We start from the raw sequence: 16258 nt of genomic DNA on the forward strand, positions 1-16258 counted from the left end.
TATCAAAATATTATAAATTACTTATACATAAATACGTAATTATATACGTAAATACCCCGCAATATCCATTTTTTATTACGTACGTTATTTGCGTAAAAATAATAAATCAGCTTACTTGCACATAGCAAAATTAAATTTTGAATTGCTAAAACTTACCTAATTAATTACTATGGAAAACTACGTATTACTCCTCAATTCTATGGCAGAAGCTCAAACTGCTGCGGATTTAGGGACTCAAATTTCCCAAACACTCCTTACTACCAACAATGTATGGATGATGGTAGCCACATTCCTGGTTTTTATCATGCACCTGGGTTTTGCAGGCGTTGAAGCTGGTTTTACCCAAGCAAAAAATACAGTGAATATTCTTTTTAAGAATACACTGACTCCGGCAATAGGGTTAATCACTTATGCATTGGTTGGATTTAATCTCATGTATCCGGGCGGAGAAGGCTTCGTATTTGGATTTGCAGGTTTCAATCTGGGCCCTGGCGCAGATTATGATTCACTTACTTATGCCGATGGTGGCTACACATACTGGACTGATTTTTTATTCCAGGGCATGTTTGCCGCTACTGCCGCTACAATTGTATCAGGTGCAGTTGCGGAGAGAATCAAAATTAACGGATACCTTATCTTTACAATAATCTTTGTAGGGCTTGTATACCCTGTTATCGGTAGCTGGCAGTGGGGTGGTGGCTTTTTGAGCTCTTATGGATTTTATGACTTCGCAGGATCCACACTGGTACACTCCGTTGGGGGTTGGGGAGCATTGGCAGGAATTATCATACTCGGTCCACGTATTGGAAAATATGCTAACGGAAAAGTTAATGACTTTCCCGGATCAAGTGTCCCTCTGGCAACGCTTGGCGTATTTCTACTATGGTTTGGTTGGTTTGGATTCAATGGCGGATCAGTATTATCTGCTGAACCTGAAACTGTTTCCAAAGTTTTGGTAACAACATCCCTTGCTGCTGCTTGTGGTGCTATAGGAGGATATGTAATGGCTTACTTTACTTTTAAAAGGCTTGATCTGGGCATGGTACTTAATGGTGTACTGGCTGGTCTTGTAGGTATAACAGCTGGTGCTGACCTGATGAGCGCTTATGAAGCTATGATTATAGGCTTATTAGCCGGTGGTATTGTAGTACTATCCGTTATACTCTTGGATAAACTAAAGCTTGACGACTGTGTAGGCGCTGTTTCAGTGCACCTAACATGCGGAATTTTTGGCACTTTGGCTGTTGGTATATTCGGTTCCATGGCGAGCTTAGATCAATTTATCATTCAGTTGGTGAGCATATTGGCTTGTGGTGCTGCTGCATTCTCAAGTGCCCTCATCATATTCTTTGTCCTTGATAAAGCATTAGGATTAAGAGTATCTGCCGAGCATGAAAAAGAAGGCCTTGATAGCCACGAACATGGGATCAGAGGGTACACTATCATTTATGAATAGGAGAGGCTACTTTCCTCAATACTATTTTTTCTATGTAATAATAGTGCGAAATAAAATAAACCGAGGTTGCAAAAAAACAACCTCGGTTTAATCACCACCCTATTGCATTTATCTATCATCACATCATACAAACTATTAATTCACACAATCTATAATTATTACAAAATGAAAATCAAAACCAAACTATTTACGCTATCTATGATATTTCTGACTTCTGTGTTGTATGCTCAGGAAGTAGAAAAAAATCCACTTCAAATATCAGGATCTGTAGATACTTATTATAAATACGATTTTTCGGGTTTTGAATCTGAAGCTGGAGCCTCTAATATTTCTACAAGCTTTGCAGACCAACAAAACTCTCTTTCTATTGGCATGATCGATATCGTTCTTTCTCAGGAACTGGGAAAAGCGAGTTTTGTAGGTGAAGTTGCTTTTGGACCACGTAATGCCGGCTCAGCGGGGCCTTCCGGAAATTCAGGAGTTATGGAGCCCCATATCCAGAACCTTTACGTATCCTACATGCTAACTCCCGAACTGGCAATAACCGCTGGTTATATGGGTACGTTTGTAGGTTATGAGGTTATTTCTCCTACCGGTAACTTTAACTATTCCACTTCTTATCTTTTTACAAATGGACCCTTCCAGAATGCAGGAGTAAAGCTTGATTATACATTCTCTGACCGCGTTTCATTGATGGTTGGCATATTTAACGACTGGAACCTATATAATGACAGTAATGGTATGTCTGATTTTGGAGCGCAGCTTTATTTGGTACCGGTAAATGGATGGGATGTATACATCAACATGATCACGGGCTCCCCTTCTGGTACTGAACTAGACCTTACGACCGGCTATCAAATCACTGATGATTTCTATTTGGGACTCAACGCTGCCGACTATTCAGCTCCTGATGATGATGGAGGTTTTTCTGGTGCAGCCCTTTATGCCCAATATGCCCTTACTGACAATTTCTCACTTGGGTTTAGAGGAGAATCATTCAGCACCAAAGACTATGATGATGAAGTAGGTTCAACAGTTGAAGGCTCAACTGTAAACGCATTCACCATATCAGGTAACTTAACAGCCGGCCCATTGACCTTTATTCCTGAAGTAAGATTTGACAATGGTGAAAATGAAGTATTTGTGAATAATGACCTGATGCCAACTAAAACCGCATCACAATTACTATTTGCCCTAGTATATGCATTTTGAAAATCTCATGTTGAAGCTTCCCGTACCAGTAACAATAATTTGCATTTTATTGATTTTAAGGGGCTATTCTCAACCTCTTGACTACTCTTATACTTCAGAGGGTAAGTTAGTCTTCTCGGAGGTAATCACTGTGGAAGAAGCTGAAAAAAATGACTTATTCGCATTGGCTGTTGAAAGCTTCTCTAAGGAAAACAAGGTCAGAAAGGATAAGGAAAACAAAACAATCAGGGTATCAAGAAGCTATACCTTTCATGAAAAGGGAATCTTATCCCGGACACCTTATGCTGAAATTAATTACCAGCTTTTTCTTGAGTTTAAAGACAATCGCTACAGATATCAGCTGAAGGATTTTGACTTTCTACCTTATGCACGAAACCGTTATGGAAAGTATGAGACTGTGGAAAGAAAAAGAAAATCTCTGGAAAATGTAATACAGAACGATAGTGACTGGAAAGAACAGGAAGAAGCGTTTCTCAGCATGCTTAATTCAGAAATAGACCTGTTGAAACTTACTATGCAGGGAAATCTTCCAAAAAAAGCTGATGACTCTGTAAGTCAGGTTATTGAATTAAAAGAGGAATGGTAGTATTCAATCAGTTTAGTACCAAATATTTGTTTGCTGTAATAGGTGTAATACTTCCTTCAAGTAAGAAATAAAAGCGATAATTTTGAGGAATAAAGCACTAAGCTCAGTCATTGGCTGAGCTTTTTTATTTCCAAATTAAAACATTTCATAATTTTTTTCTTTAATATAAGAAAGAGAGTAAATAAAATTATTAATTATGGAATGGTTGGATTTTCAGTTTATTGATGACTTAACACTTTTATTAGAGTCAAATCGCTCTTTTTTGCTTCATATTCTTCCTTTAGTAATGCTCATAATGGTATTATATAGCTTTAGCTTCATGGAAGTAGAAAATACTGAAGAAGACACAAAAGACGAAATTTAATTTTGATAAAACATTTGTAATACCCTTTATAGACTACCATCATTCACTTTTTACCACCAAATAATATTTGGTTTTTAAAAGTGAAATGAATAGTAGCCTCGTACTCCTTTGCTATTTACTCCCTCTACTCTTACCCTACCTCTGATCTTGGTTAGAATTTCTTCTACCTCTTTTGGACTGTTGACTGGATACTGATTGATGGCTGTCACCACAAAACCTTCTTCAATGCCAAGCCTGCGTATCAAACCTTTATTCACTTTATTGATCTTGACGCCTCCATCAATACCTAACAAATCGGATTCAACTTTGGAGACACTTTCTAATTCAGCCCCTAATCTTTCGGACATATAAACATCACGCGTAATAAGGCTGGTGGTACCTTCACGGTTAGTAAGTTCAAGTTTGATAGTACCCAATTTATTATTTCGCTTATATACTACATTGATCACATCGCCAGGACTGTGATATGAAATCAATTCTTCAAAATCACTTCTTGATTGTACATTTTCCTGATCAATCTTAAGGATAATATCCCCTTTTTGAAGGCCTGATTTTTCAGCAGCACCATAACGCTGTAAGTAGCTGATGACTACACCATTAAGTTCTTTAGTATTAAGCTGATCTGCAATCTCAGAATTTATATCAACGACCTCAGCGCCAAAAAAAGCTTTCTGTACTTCACCATATTCTATGATATCGTCTGCAACCTTGGTCACAATATCCACAGGTACAGCAAAACCATATCCGGCATAAGATCCGGTTCTTGAAAGGATCGCAGTATTAATACCAACCAGATCTCCATTACGATCTACCAGTGCTCCTCCGCTGTTTCCGGGATTAATAGCGGCATCAGTTTGAATAAAAGATTCAATGGGAAATTTACTTTGAAGAATATTAATCTCTCTTCCTTTGGCACTCACGATACCCGCCGTAACAGTTGAGTTAAGGTTAAATGGATTACCTACTGCCAGTACCCACTCTCCTACCTTCAGGTTTCTTGAGTTGCCTACACTGATTGATGGCAGTTCTTCATCATCTATCTTAAGTACTGCAAGATCGGTAGAAGGATCAGTACCAATCACCTTCGCCTGATATGTTCTCCGATTATGCATCACCTCTATTTGCGTGGCATTATCAATGACGTGATTATTGGTAATAATATAACCATCGCGTGTATAAATCACACCTGATCCGCTGCTGACCTGCTGGTTCGTTCTTCCTTCAAAAAATAACTCTAACCAACTGCTCCCACTATACTCATTCTCTGCAATAGTTTTGATATATACCACGCTCGGCGTACTCTTAATTGAAGCCTCAGCAAAGTCATCTCCCACAAAAGTCTTATCATATGATTTTTTTTCTTGATACCCATTTTCAACATAAGCATTATAAGCCCATTTGACATCTGACTTCTTTTTTTTAGGTTTCAAATAAAAATCTGTGGGTGTGTTGATATTATTTTCCGCGAAGAATAATTGCTGGTAGGTAAAAGCTCCTCCAATTCCAGAAAAAAATCCAACGAAAACAACAATAATGACGTTCTTCATATCTGTTGTATTTATTTGTTAATAATGCGCATAATTTAAGCTTAGCAAAAATAATGCATTGTAAATAAGAATTTTGTCAGTCTTTAACTTCCAACAATACATCAAATTATGGCCGAAGATTTTAAGATAGTTAGTGAAGCTAGTAAAGAACAAAAATACCAGGCGCTACTTCCTCAGATCAAGGCACTTACTGAGGGTGAAACGAACCTCATTGCCAACTTATCTAACATAACAGCTGCGCTTAAGCAGACCTTCAACTTCTGGTGGATTGGGTTTTATTTGGTAGAGAAAAACGAACTGGTATTAGGCCCCTTCCAAGGCCCGGTGGCATGTACTAGAATACAATACGGTAAGGGAGTATGCGGTACAGCCTACCAGGAGAAGAAAACAGTCCTGGTAGCAGATGTAGATCAGTTTCCAGGGCATATTGCCTGCAGTGCTGACTCACGATCCGAGATTGTAGTTCCGGTGATCAAAGATGGTGAAGTGCTGATGGTGTTAGACATTGACAGCTCCTTTTTGAATGACTTTGATTCTACTGATCAAAAATACCTTGAACAATTAGCTGAAGTCATCAGCAGCATTGCTTAGGTCTTTTGGCTTTCTGTATAAATGAATCGGTTGATGTCTTCTTTCGCCTGTTCGTTTTGCTGCCAGTACTGCCTGCTATAAATATTTTTGAACTTCCAGTTCTTTTCACTTAGCTGAAATGGCCGATAAGCATGAATGTCTTTTGCCGACTCGCTCTGGAAATAGATATCGTCGTCAGTATTAATTAGTCCAATATATTTGCCTTCCTCATTTTTGATGCTCAGGTCTGCAAATGGCAACTCCCGAATGGCTTGGTGCTTATCTATCTCTTGGTCTGTCCATTGTTTGAGCTTATTGGCTAAAAACCATTCAATATGGTGATCACCAAGCTCGGGTAAGGTCGGCACGTACTTTTGATGAGATACTTCCCAGGCGTATTCCAGGTATTTTTTTAGTAATTTTGGACCTTCATTTTTAGTGTTGGAAACCTCCATTTGCTGTGGCATAATGCTCGTGACTAAATAAATCTTCTCTTTGGCACGTGTAATAGCCACATTGAGACGATTCTCTCCTTTGGCCTGATTAAGACTCCCAAACTGAAGCATAAGTTTGCCATTTTCATTGGGAGCATAAGCCGTAGAAAAGATAATGATATCACGTTCATCTCCCTGAACGTTCTCAATATTCTTGACAAACAAATGATCAGGAATATGGAAGTTCTGCGCTAGTGCCATAGCTTCAAGCTCGTCCTGTATTAACTCCTGTTGCTTGATATTGAAACAAATAATTCCAATTGATTTAGCAGGATATTCCTTAACCAGCTTTTGTACTAACTTGACAACTTCTTTACCTTCTACTGAATTTGTTTGCTTTTGCCAGATTCCATCAACTTTGATGTACTGTATAGCAGCTTGCCCGCTATTCGCGTCATAGAAATTGGGCAACAGGCGAAGTTTATCATGATAAAAGTGATGATTGGAAAAGTCAATCAGATCCAGTGTCTTGCTGCGGTAATGTCCTTTTAGCTGGAGACTATGTAAATAACCCTGGGCCAGTTCAAGTAAGGATGTAGCTTCTAAAGCCAAAGCCTCTTCCACCTTTTCTGATGCATCGTCTTCCCACCTCGCCTGGTACAGATCATTGGGACTTAACTGCTGGCTATCTCCCGCAATGACTACTTGTTGCCCCCGGTACATAGCAGGTATCCCTTTTTCAGCAAAGCATTGAGAAGCTTCATCAAAAATTACCAAATCAAACATGGGCTTCTCGTTGAGCGGAAAGATAGCTGAAACGGTTTCCGGTGATGCCAGCCAGCAAGGAATTAGGTTGAATACCTCATCTTCAAAGGTGCCTATCAATTTTCTTAAGGGCCATATTTTACGTTTCTTGTTGATCTGATGGTTAAGATCACGGTAAGTCACCATGTTATTGAGTCGGTTGTACTCTACATCATAATAAGTGCGCTCTCTAAGTTTTAAATGCAAAATCTCTTGGCTGATCTGTAGTTTTTCTTCTATACACTGTTGAAGTTCCTGCTCCAAATCGGTCATCTGACGGGATGAAACCATACGAAGCTGAGGAAATTTGGCTTCCAGATGATCTATCCAGGCAAGTCTTAAACTATTCTGAAAAAATTCAGTAATGCTATCTTCAGCACTGTCATCACTTTCTTCCAAAAGGCGACTTATTACTGCTTTCTCATATGGCTCAAGGTTAAAATTTAGGGTATCAAAGTCGCACAAAGCATCAAAGTCACGATCCAGGACTTTAAGTAATGACTCACTATGTTCCTGGGTGATAAGCTTACTGTGTTGTGCAGGTGTCAAATAGCTTTCCCATGCTTTAATTTTAGGAGCAATTTTATCCAGTACTTTAACTAAAGCTTGGGTACGATGAATTAAATCATGATAAGCTATGGTCTTGATGTTAAAATATTCATTAAAATTTCTAAGGGAACGAAAAATTAAAGTAGCATTCAGTGCTTTTTCCTGATGCAAAAACCATTGTTGAATACGTTCTTTGTCAAAGTTAGCCGAAGACTCTTGGTCAGGTACTTCCATCAACCATTTTTTCTCCCTAAGCTTGGACAAATTATGTTCAAGGTTTAGGCGGTTATCAATTTTCTCAGCAATGACCTGAAAGCTTTTTTTATCCAGGCTAAGTTCATTTTGTTCTAAAACTCCTTCAACATATGTTTTGTCTTTGGAAAAGAGTTTCCACCACATCCAGCTAAATACTCCATTCCTGGCCTCTTCCGCCTCAGAAATCACTCTTTGACACTGCCCTAACTCTTCCGAAGAAAGGATTATTTCCGGTCCATGCCCCTGGTAGCACTCCATTACGATTCGCTCAATATTTGAAAGCCATAGCGGGTCAGCATCTTTTTCAATATTGGGCACCATATGCGTGAAGTATGCATATACTTCCTCATCATCCAGATAACTTATAAAGCTGGAAATATCCTCTGTGCGCTGCTGCAGATTTTCACAAATCACAAAGTCAACATCGGTCTTTAATATATCCTGAGTTTCTGATTCAATCTGATATTTAAAGGCTGGAACATCTTTAATTAGCTCTCTGATTTCCTTTAAATCTTCTACTGAGTACTCAATGAAAGGTTTTCTGCTGTAAAGAGGATAGCTTTCTTTTTCAAACTGATTGGAATAAGCTGTGAATGTGCGTAGCTTTTTAATAAAAGCCTGCATCTCCGGAATATAAAACTGGCGGTACTCCTGCTTCATATTCACCGATGGCTTATTGATATCTGATGTCAGATATAACTCTTTTACTGAGACTCCTGCTTCGCTTTCATCAAACAGGGCTTGCTTAAATTCATCCAGCTCATCACAAATCTGTTCTATTCGGCGACTGTATTGCAGAAAGTTTCTTTCCAGATAAATGGTATCCAGGCTGTTATTTTTATGCTGGTATTCGTAAAGTGAATCTATCTGCTTATTAATCTGAGCATAGATATCTTTTCTGTCATTTTTAAAGTCATGGACAAGAGCGATAAACGGGTCAGCATCTTTTTCAGCTAATCGCTTATACACTACATCTAAAGCTGCTTTCTTCTGACAGACGACCAGCACTCTTTTACCCTGAGCGATATAATCTCCAATCAGATTGGTGATCATCTGTGACTTTCCGGTTCCGGGAGGACCTTGAACAACCAGTGAGTTTCCTCTTTTTACAGTTCTGATAGCTTTCTCCTGATAAGCGTCCATCGGAAAAGGACAAAAAATCTGTTCCTCCTTGATCCGGCTGGCGTAATCAATGTACTCCTTGCTCAGTTTCTCTTTCAAATCTACCTGCAAACCTTCCAGATTGGAGTAGACTATCTTTTCTGTTGTCGCCCTTTTAGAAAAAAAGTCTTCAATATCAGGCAAAAACTGGTTTTCAATCAACTTCAGATAATCGGGCACAAGGTAAGATCCCGCCTGAGGAAATATTCCTAAAACTGCTTCAGGATATAATTTTAGCTCTCCATCTTTTTCATTCTTCTCCAATTCATCTCTGGTAAATTCCTGAAAAGCCTGCAGCTTATCCACAAAAATCTCCTGATTGAAATTTAAAGTGAATTCACTTTCTTTAAAGAGTTGATACAGAGATGTGCGAAAAATTCTACTATCTGTATCAAAGTCGTCAAATCCTTTTTCAGCCAGGTTTTCATCAAACGGAAGCTGATTATAGTAAGCGTATGCTAACAGAAAAGTTTTATTGAGCGCGACACTGACCTCATCCCTTACACTCAACACCCACTGCAGTCCCAGTTCTTTGCTTTGCTCTTGCTCCAGGTTTACTGGAAAAAACATCAGAGGACAGCGAGCGATGGTACCATCCGAAAACTTGCCTTTTACAAAAGGCCAGCCAATGTAAAGGTCTTTGGAACCCTGCTCATCAAAGATAAACTTCTCTGTGCGTGATAATTTTTTGAGCTGCTGGCTTATTTTGTTACTACTTTCATCTCTGCTATCAAGCACCGCACAAAGAGGCATTTTGTTTCCACTCAAACCTTCCAGGTCGTGAGCACCTCCTGCGATGAGCCATTCAATAATCTTGTAAGATGAAAAGTTGTTAAGAAAGTCAAACTTATGCACATCTACAAACTGCTTAGCCACAAGGCGAGCCAAATACAGCGAACGATTATTACTTGTGATATTTGTAAGTCTCCTAAGATAGGATTGTAATATTTTGTGCATAGTTACTGGGTGGATGAATCGTTTCAGGGTAAAGTGTACGCAGAGGTATCTCTCTCATGCGTTATTAAATAACTATATAGGGTAAAAGTTTTACAAGTAATTCTTCTTTGATATAGTACACCTCCCTCAATTGTTCAGTAGAAGAAAAGTTGCCATATATTCTACGATGATTCATAATCGCTTTCGCCAATTCATAATCAATATAAGGATGCTTCAGTAAAGATTTAAAATCAAGCTCATTGATTTTTATTTTTTTTGTCTCAAAGTCATTTTTTATAAAAGTATGATCTTCAAGTGTTTTTAGCGCATCATCACTGATATGATAAACTTCCTTCAGTTGGTTGAAATTGTGAAATCCCCCAAGTTGGTCTCTATACTTTACTATGCGAGCAGAAAGAACAGTACCTATTCCTTTCAGCTGCTTAAGTTGAAGCGAATCAGTATGGTTAATATCCAGGTAAAGCTTTTCATCTTTGGGAACTTCAGCTTTTGGTTCTGAATCTAATAATGTCTCATTTTTTGCAAGAACTGCTGATTTCACCTTCATCTTTTGCTCAGGAATATCAATATAAGCTTCAAGCTGCTTATAAAGGTGAAGCGGGAAGTCGTAAATTTTCAATAAGTCTTTAGCTTGATAAAATCTACCTCCCTTGTTACGATAGCTCAGTATACGATTTGTTAATCTCTCACTAATGCCCAATTGCCTGAAAGTATCAAATGAAGACGCGTTGGGGTTAAAAGGAAATAAAGTTTTAGGCACTTCTTCATTTTCATGCTGAGCAACCGGCTGCTGTATTGATGCTTCAAATTCGCGCATCAAAGAATCCAGAATTTTTAGGTCAGTTTCTTTTTCCTGGTAGCTGTTGAAAGCTGTATTTTCAATATAAATTGTGCCAAAGATAGCAACTGTGATTAAGAAGAGTAGGAAGAACAAGCCTCTGGTTTCGGTTCTTGAAAAACCAAAATAATCTCTAATCCAGGCAGAGAGGTATTTTATCATGGTTTTATCTTCTTCAGCGCAATTTTCTCCGCGATTTTTTGATAAAGCACTCCCTTTTTAGAAGATGTATGCACCAAATCATCGGCATGGATATGTGTATGGATTTCGCAGATATCAGACACTTCCAAAACTACCAGTGGTAAACGTGACCATTGTCCACGAGCTAAGAATTTGATTTCAGATTTCCAATGATCATATAAGGCATGACTAATGATCAACGCATCATAACTCTCTTCATCAATAGCTCTTTCAGCAGCCTGTACATCTTTAGCAATATTAAACTCAAAGGCACATTGATTTAAAAACCAGGCGATATAATCTATTGGAATTTCCTTGTCTTTGATGACTAAAAGCTTCACTTTTTCTTCTGATAGTATTGTTGGTTCAGAAAATCTAAATATATCTTTTTCAGATGCCAGCCCTCCATGCGCAGTAAGTTTGTTAAGATATTCTTCAACCAAAGTATTACTGAATAAATTTCTCATTGAAGTGGGGAAAGCCAGATGAATTCTCAATGTGATCAACTGAAGAGCAATAAATATGATAAAAACCACCGTGATGATTAAGATGCTTACATTTAATTTTTGAAGGAAAGCAATGCTATTGTCATTTTCCTGAATAAAGGTTTGTTCAATTTCATTCATCAATCCTAAAAAAGAACTTTCGTGAGCACATATTTTTTTAACCGTTTCCTTCTTCAGATGATCATTGTTAACTACCAGTAAAAACTCTTTAACGGCATCTGATATTCCATCTTTATAAGGCTCTATTTGGTTAAATTTTTCTTTGATAAGTGTGTTGCTGTTCCCAAATAAGGCCCCTGTTCCAAATTGGAAGGCAAAATGATTTTGAGACCATCGTTCATTTAGTAAAGCAATTTGCTCAAGCTCTTCTTCCAGCCCCATATTACGCTCACCTACATGTGATGCAAAATGATGCATATGATGAAAAAGATCTTTTTGCTCATGAATACGGGCTCTCAGCTCAGAATTTTCCCTTGAAATAGCATATATTTTTTCGGAAACTAAGTGCGTCAGTACCGTCAAAAACAGGATGGCACCGAGGGTGATAACTTTATTACATTCCGGGAGGTCAAGCCTTTCCATTAAGAGCCGCATCATATTGGATTTTGAATACCTTCACAATCTACGACTGTGTCCGTATACAGAACCACACGAATTCTCGGCATCTCAACAGATGTAAACTATTCTCAGAATTTTAAGAAATTATGTGGGTGCAATATTGTAAATCAGATATTTCTGTTTTGTGACATTCTTAGTAAATTAAAAAGAGAGCGGGCATTATGGTAGTTTCCTTTCCAGATCTGTGCTTTCTGGTCATTTTTAGATGAAGGGTGAGTATCTAATCCGTTGGTATACCAACCGCCATGTTCATGATCAATAATGTAATTTTTAGTATAATCCCACAGGCGCTCAAACTCCTGTTGGTAAATACTATCCTGCGGGTAAAAGGTAGAAAACAGATAAAGGGAATTGAGTCCTTCTGATTGTGACCACCAGTTTTTCCTGTCATCTATTATCGTGAGTTTTTCATCACCGGGTAGATAATACCCTCTTTCCAAAATACCGCTATTTTCAGGATCAAAGCCAGTAGCTAATGTATGATCCACCATGAGCTTGGCTCTCTCTAAGGTTTGTTTGTATTCATATTCTTCTAAAGCTTCAGAAGCTTCCAGGAGCAAATAGGCGGTTTCTATGTCATGGCCAAAAGAAACGTGGTCTACTCCATAATTAGCTTCACGAACTGCTTCGGCAGAGTCCAGATAGGATACGGGTGTCCAATCATTGTAAAAGAACAAACGTAAATATCCCTTATCAGAGACCATTTTGTCACGTACCAGATGAAACATTTCTTTGAGACGTGCTTCCAGGGTATCATCCGGCCATACATGATACAGCTCTGTCAAAGCCTCCAGCACATGGATACTGGTATTCTGATCTTTGTAAAAATAAGTTTGAGAAGGAAACACCTCCTCTTGAAACATGAGGCTGTCAATCACCTCGCCCTCTTGGGTTAATGTTGGGTAATAACCCAGGCCCACAGGATCATGGGCATGCTCATCTACCCATTGAAAAGCCTGCTGGGCGAATTCTAATACTTCTTCATCTTCAGACAAGTTGTAATAAGCAGCCAGTGCATAGATACCAAAAGCATTTCCATAAACTCTTTTCAGCTTATTGTTGACATTATCCATAATGGGCTGACCGGAACGGTCGACCAGCCAGTAAAACCCTCCATTTTGCTGATCCCACATTTTATCTCTCAGAAACTCATAGCCGTGACGGGCAGCTTTGCTGTACATAGAATCCTCAGGAAAGCGTTGGGCAGCTTTGGAGAGCGTCCATACATGGCGGGCCTGGGTGACGATCATTTTTTCCTGCCTATCCATTTGTTGCCAATCATGTGTAAAGTTGGTCAGAAAACCTCCCATGGTAGTGTCAATCGTTCCTGGGTACCAAACTTTAAGGAGGTTGTCTACTAACTCATAACGGACTTCATCCGTAAAATCCATAGCGGTTGTGTCAACGGCACCGGACTTCTCTTCAGCAGCAGGCTGACAGGCCGCAAAGAGGGCGGCTAACGAAATAAATAAGCTGAAATACTTCATATTGATAATCAGGTAGCTGCTTTATCGTGTTCCAGCCTGGTTTTATCTTTTTCGTCTTTTTTCAGCTGATCATCCTCATCATCCACTGGTTTGCCTCTCCAGTAAGTCGCTAATGATGAGCCAGTGATATTCATGACAGGTCCAAATATCGCTGGAGCCAGACCTACAGTAGCTACTTTGCCTAACTCATTGGCCAGCGCAGAGGCCAGGCCTCCATTTTGCATGCCTACTTCCAAAGCGATAGTTCGGCAGTCTCTTTCCACCATACCGGTAACCTTTGCTCCCCAATAGCCCAGAAAATAGCCTGAAATATTGTGAAAAAATCCCGCGACAATCAGAACCAATCCTACATTTAATAATTCGTCACGACCGGCGGCGGTAATGATAGTGATAATATACGCGATGCCAAACATTGAAATGATTGGCATGGCATCATCCAGCCATTTAAATTTTCCGTGGAAAAAGTAGTTGAAAATTAAACCGGCAGTCACCGGAATGACTACGATTTTCATCATGCTCCACATCATACCCAAGACATCTACCTGTATAAATTCTCCACCCAACCAGGCCATCATATTAGGGGTAACAAACGGGGCTAGTAATGTCGCAAATGCAGTAAGCGTTACTGATAAAGCCAGATTCGCCTTCGCCAAATACGCCATTACGTTGGATGCCAAACCACTCGGTGAAGCACCTATGAGAATAATACCCGCTGCAATTTCCGGTGATACCCCCAGTAAATTCGCTAATCCGAAACCTACAAAAGGCATGATGGTGAATTGGAAAAACATACCCAAGAGCACACCTTTGGGCATTTTAACTACCCCGGCAAAATCTTTGATGCTCATGGCAGTACCCATTCCAAACATAATAATTTGTAGTAATGGTGTGAACAGATTTTTCAGGTCAAAACCATTGACTTCCTGAAAATAGGAAGGATAAAACATGGCAACGGTGACAGAGGCGAAAATAATTACTGTAAAAGAAAAGCCTCGCAAAAATGAAAATCCCCGAAATGCTATGGCAAGAAAAAGAAAAAAGGCTGTCAGTAAGAGACCTATCCCACTTTCCAGCCCCATCAATAACATAATGACTACTGCTAATGCGCAGGCAAACGCCAGGCCCAACATTATTTGGTAAATCGTTTTAGTCTGTTTCATATTCATGTATTAGTACAGCACAAATTAACAAAAAAGAAAATGCCAGGCTTAGTTAAAAACCTGGCATTTCAAAAATAATATTTAACTCCAGAGTCTATCAGCAGAGTCCACAGTATCCCACTCAGGAGTCGGCGCAAAGTATTTGGTACCTTTCTTCATATGTTCTTTCACTACATCCTCATTGAGTTCCACCCCCAAGCCGGGTTTCTCCGGTACTACTATATGCCCATCTTGTACAATAGGTTTCTCAATTCCGGTGACCAGGTTTTCCCACCAATCTATATCCACTGAATGATGCTCCAGTGCGATGAAGTTCTGAGTGGCAGCCGCGCAGTGTACATTGGCCATCATGGATACTGGCGTACCGGCAAAGTGCATCATCATCGGAATACCATTTTCCTCTGCATAATCACCGATTTTTTTGGTTTCCAGAATTCCACCCGAAGAAGCGAGGTCAGGATGGACCATATCAATTGCACGAGCATCAATGAGTTTGATAAACTCTTCTTTCAGAAAAATATCCTCACCGGTGAGTGTAGGTGTAGTGATGTTGTTTGTAATCTCCTTCCACTTTTCAGTATACTGCCAGGGCACCAGGTCTTCCAGGTAAGCCAGGCGATACGGCTCAAGGACTCTGCCCAAACGTATGGCTTCATTGGTATCAAAATGGCCAAAATGGTCGGCTGCCAGTGGAATCTCATAGCCTACCACATCTCTCACCTGCTTTACATACTCAGCAACTTTCTCTAAGCCTTCATCAGTAATCTGGATTCTGGTAAAAGGGTGGGCTGTGCTTCCGTAGCTGCCATATTCACGACTCCACTGCTGCCCGATGTCATACATGTTACTGTTGATGACCGTGTTCTTTTCGTCTTTCAACATTTGGATACCAAAATCCATTTTCAGGAAAGTATAGCCCTGGTCTACTCTTTCTTTCATGCGCTTGGCGTAGGTGATAGGGTCAGGAGATCCGGCGGTATCGCAGTATAAACGAACTTTGTCACGAAATTTACCTCCCACCATTTGATAGGCAGGGACGTTATACGCTTTACCTGCCAAGTCCCAGAGCGCCATTTCCACTGCACATACACCTCCTGCCTGACGGGAATGTCCTCCAAACTGCTTAATTTTCTTAAAGATACGATCCACATTACAGGGGTTCTCACCTAAAATACGGCTCTTCAGAAAAAGAGCGTATTTCGGACTGGCATGGTCACGAACTTCGCCCAGGCCATAGATTCCCTGGTTGGTATCTATTCTGATCACCGGACAGGGCATGGGGGCGTTGGCAATTTCCACCACGCGCATATCCGTAATTTTCAGGTCAGTAGGGCTGGAGTTTTTGTTGACTTTTTGGGTAGAGAACTCAAGAGTTTCTTCAATTGACTTGTTCATAAAGCCGCCTAATGCCAGCCCGCCCAGCCCCGCTTTCTGGAAGAATTCCCGTCTTCCATTGGTGGAGGACTTCTTTGCTGCCTCCTGCTTAACTACTTCTTTGTGGGCAGGCATTTTTAATAATTCATGTATCTTTTTAGCATTCATAGTTATTAGATTGATGTATTAGATAATTATTG

11 protein-coding genes are annotated in these 16258 nt (G+C 39.7%); 4 read left to right on the top strand and 7 right to left on the bottom strand.

The window, feature by feature from the left end; genetic code table 11:
* Positions 1-169 precede the first annotated feature (169 nt).
* The 3 genes from OKW21_RS15660 to OKW21_RS15670 all read left to right on the top strand — a co-directional run bounded on the left by OKW21_RS15660 (position 170) and on the right by OKW21_RS15670 (position 3254).
* A complete protein-coding gene (locus OKW21_RS15660; RefSeq protein ID WP_420870109.1) occupies positions 170-1456 on the top strand; it encodes an ammonium transporter in 1287 nt (428 codons plus the stop codon).
* Between the two features lie 165 nt (positions 1457-1621).
* On the top strand, positions 1622-2668 hold the full coding sequence (locus tag OKW21_RS15665; protein ID WP_277480751.1) for an outer membrane beta-barrel protein: 1047 nt from the start codon (positions 1622-1624) through the stop codon (positions 2666-2668).
* A gap of 49 nt (positions 2669-2717) precedes the next feature.
* Entirely contained in the window at positions 2718-3254 is a 537-nt protein-coding gene (locus tag OKW21_RS15670; RefSeq protein WP_277480753.1) for a DUF4468 domain-containing protein, read from the top strand.
* A 438-nt stretch (positions 3255-3692) separates the two neighbouring features.
* Here OKW21_RS15670 and OKW21_RS15675 read toward each other — a convergent pair whose 3' ends face one another.
* Positions 3693-5165 (bottom strand): trypsin-like peptidase domain-containing protein, encoded by a 1473-nt coding sequence (locus OKW21_RS15675; RefSeq protein ID WP_277480755.1) that lies wholly within the window; start codon positions 5163-5165, stop codon positions 3693-3695.
* 108 nt (positions 5166-5273) lie between these two features.
* Here OKW21_RS15675 and OKW21_RS15680 point away from each other — a divergent pair, with 108 nt between their 5' ends.
* On the top strand, positions 5274-5756 hold the full coding sequence (locus tag OKW21_RS15680; RefSeq protein ID WP_277480757.1) for a GAF domain-containing protein: 483 nt from the start codon (positions 5274-5276) through the stop codon (positions 5754-5756).
* Here OKW21_RS15680 and OKW21_RS15685 read toward each other — a convergent pair.
* The 6 genes from OKW21_RS15685 to OKW21_RS15710 all read right to left on the bottom strand — a co-directional run bounded on the left by OKW21_RS15685 (position 5753) and on the right by OKW21_RS15710 (position 16226).
* Entirely contained in the window at positions 5753-9895 is a 4143-nt protein-coding gene (locus OKW21_RS15685) for an AAA domain-containing protein (RefSeq protein ID WP_277480759.1), read from the bottom strand. The two genes, OKW21_RS15680 and OKW21_RS15685, sit on opposite strands and share 4 nt — an antisense overlap.
* Positions 9896-9959: 64 nt before the next feature.
* On the bottom strand, positions 9960-10895 hold the full coding sequence (locus OKW21_RS15690; RefSeq protein ID WP_277480760.1) for a ComEA family DNA-binding protein: 936 nt from the start codon (positions 10893-10895) through the stop codon (positions 9960-9962).
* Positions 10892-12001: a hypothetical protein gene (locus OKW21_RS15695; RefSeq protein ID WP_277480763.1), complete on the bottom strand. Its 1110-nt coding sequence runs from the start codon at positions 11999-12001 to the stop codon at positions 10892-10894. The genes OKW21_RS15690 and OKW21_RS15695 overlap by 4 nt, the downstream gene beginning before the upstream one ends.
* Before the next feature lie 143 nt (positions 12002-12144).
* Positions 12145-13524, bottom strand: coding sequence for an AGE family epimerase/isomerase (locus OKW21_RS15700; RefSeq protein ID WP_277480766.1), 1380 nt, complete (start codon positions 13522-13524; stop codon positions 12145-12147).
* Between the two features lie 8 nt (positions 13525-13532).
* The gene (locus OKW21_RS15705) at positions 13533-14684 is read right to left on the bottom strand and encodes a bile acid:sodium symporter family protein (RefSeq protein ID WP_420870110.1); all 1152 of its coding nucleotides are present in this window, start codon (positions 14682-14684) and stop codon (positions 13533-13535) included.
* An 81-nt stretch (positions 14685-14765) separates the two neighbouring features.
* Positions 14766-16226 (bottom strand): mandelate racemase/muconate lactonizing enzyme family protein, encoded by a 1461-nt coding sequence (locus tag OKW21_RS15710; protein ID WP_420870111.1) that lies wholly within the window; start codon positions 16224-16226, stop codon positions 14766-14768.
* Positions 16227-16258 lie beyond the last annotated feature (32 nt).

The organism is Catalinimonas alkaloidigena, assembly GCF_029504655.1.
Taxonomy (GTDB): domain Bacteria; phylum Bacteroidota; class Bacteroidia; order Cytophagales; family Cyclobacteriaceae; genus Catalinimonas; species Catalinimonas alkaloidigena.

Bases quoted from the DNA above. Each gene is read 5' to 3' on its own strand.
- OKW21_RS15660 (WP_420870109.1), top strand. From the start codon at position 170: ATGGAAAACTACGTATTACTCCTCAATTCTATGGCAGAAGCTCAAACT.
- OKW21_RS15665 (WP_277480751.1), top strand. From the start codon at position 1,622: ATGAAAATCAAAACCAAACTATTTACGCTATCTATGATATTTCTGACT.
- OKW21_RS15675 (WP_277480755.1), bottom strand. From the start codon at position 5,165: ATGAAGAACGTCATTATTGTTGTTTTCGTTGGATTTTTTTCTGGAATT.
- OKW21_RS15680 (WP_277480757.1), top strand. From the start codon at position 5,274: ATGGCCGAAGATTTTAAGATAGTTAGTGAAGCTAGTAAAGAACAAAAA.
- OKW21_RS15685 (WP_277480759.1), bottom strand. From the start codon at position 9,895: ATGCACAAAATATTACAATCCTATCTTAGGAGACTTACAAATATCACA.
- OKW21_RS15690 (WP_277480760.1), bottom strand. From the start codon at position 10,895: ATGATAAAATACCTCTCTGCCTGGATTAGAGATTATTTTGGTTTTTCA.
- OKW21_RS15695 (WP_277480763.1), bottom strand. From the start codon at position 12,001: ATGGAAAGGCTTGACCTCCCGGAATGTAATAAAGTTATCACCCTCGGT.
- OKW21_RS15700 (WP_277480766.1), bottom strand. From the start codon at position 13,524: ATGAAGTATTTCAGCTTATTTATTTCGTTAGCCGCCCTCTTTGCGGCC.
- OKW21_RS15705 (WP_420870110.1), bottom strand. From the start codon at position 14,684: ATGAAACAGACTAAAACGATTTACCAAATAATGTTGGGCCTGGCGTTT.
- OKW21_RS15710 (WP_420870111.1), bottom strand. From the start codon at position 16,226: ATGAATGCTAAAAAGATACATGAATTATTAAAAATGCCTGCCCACAAA.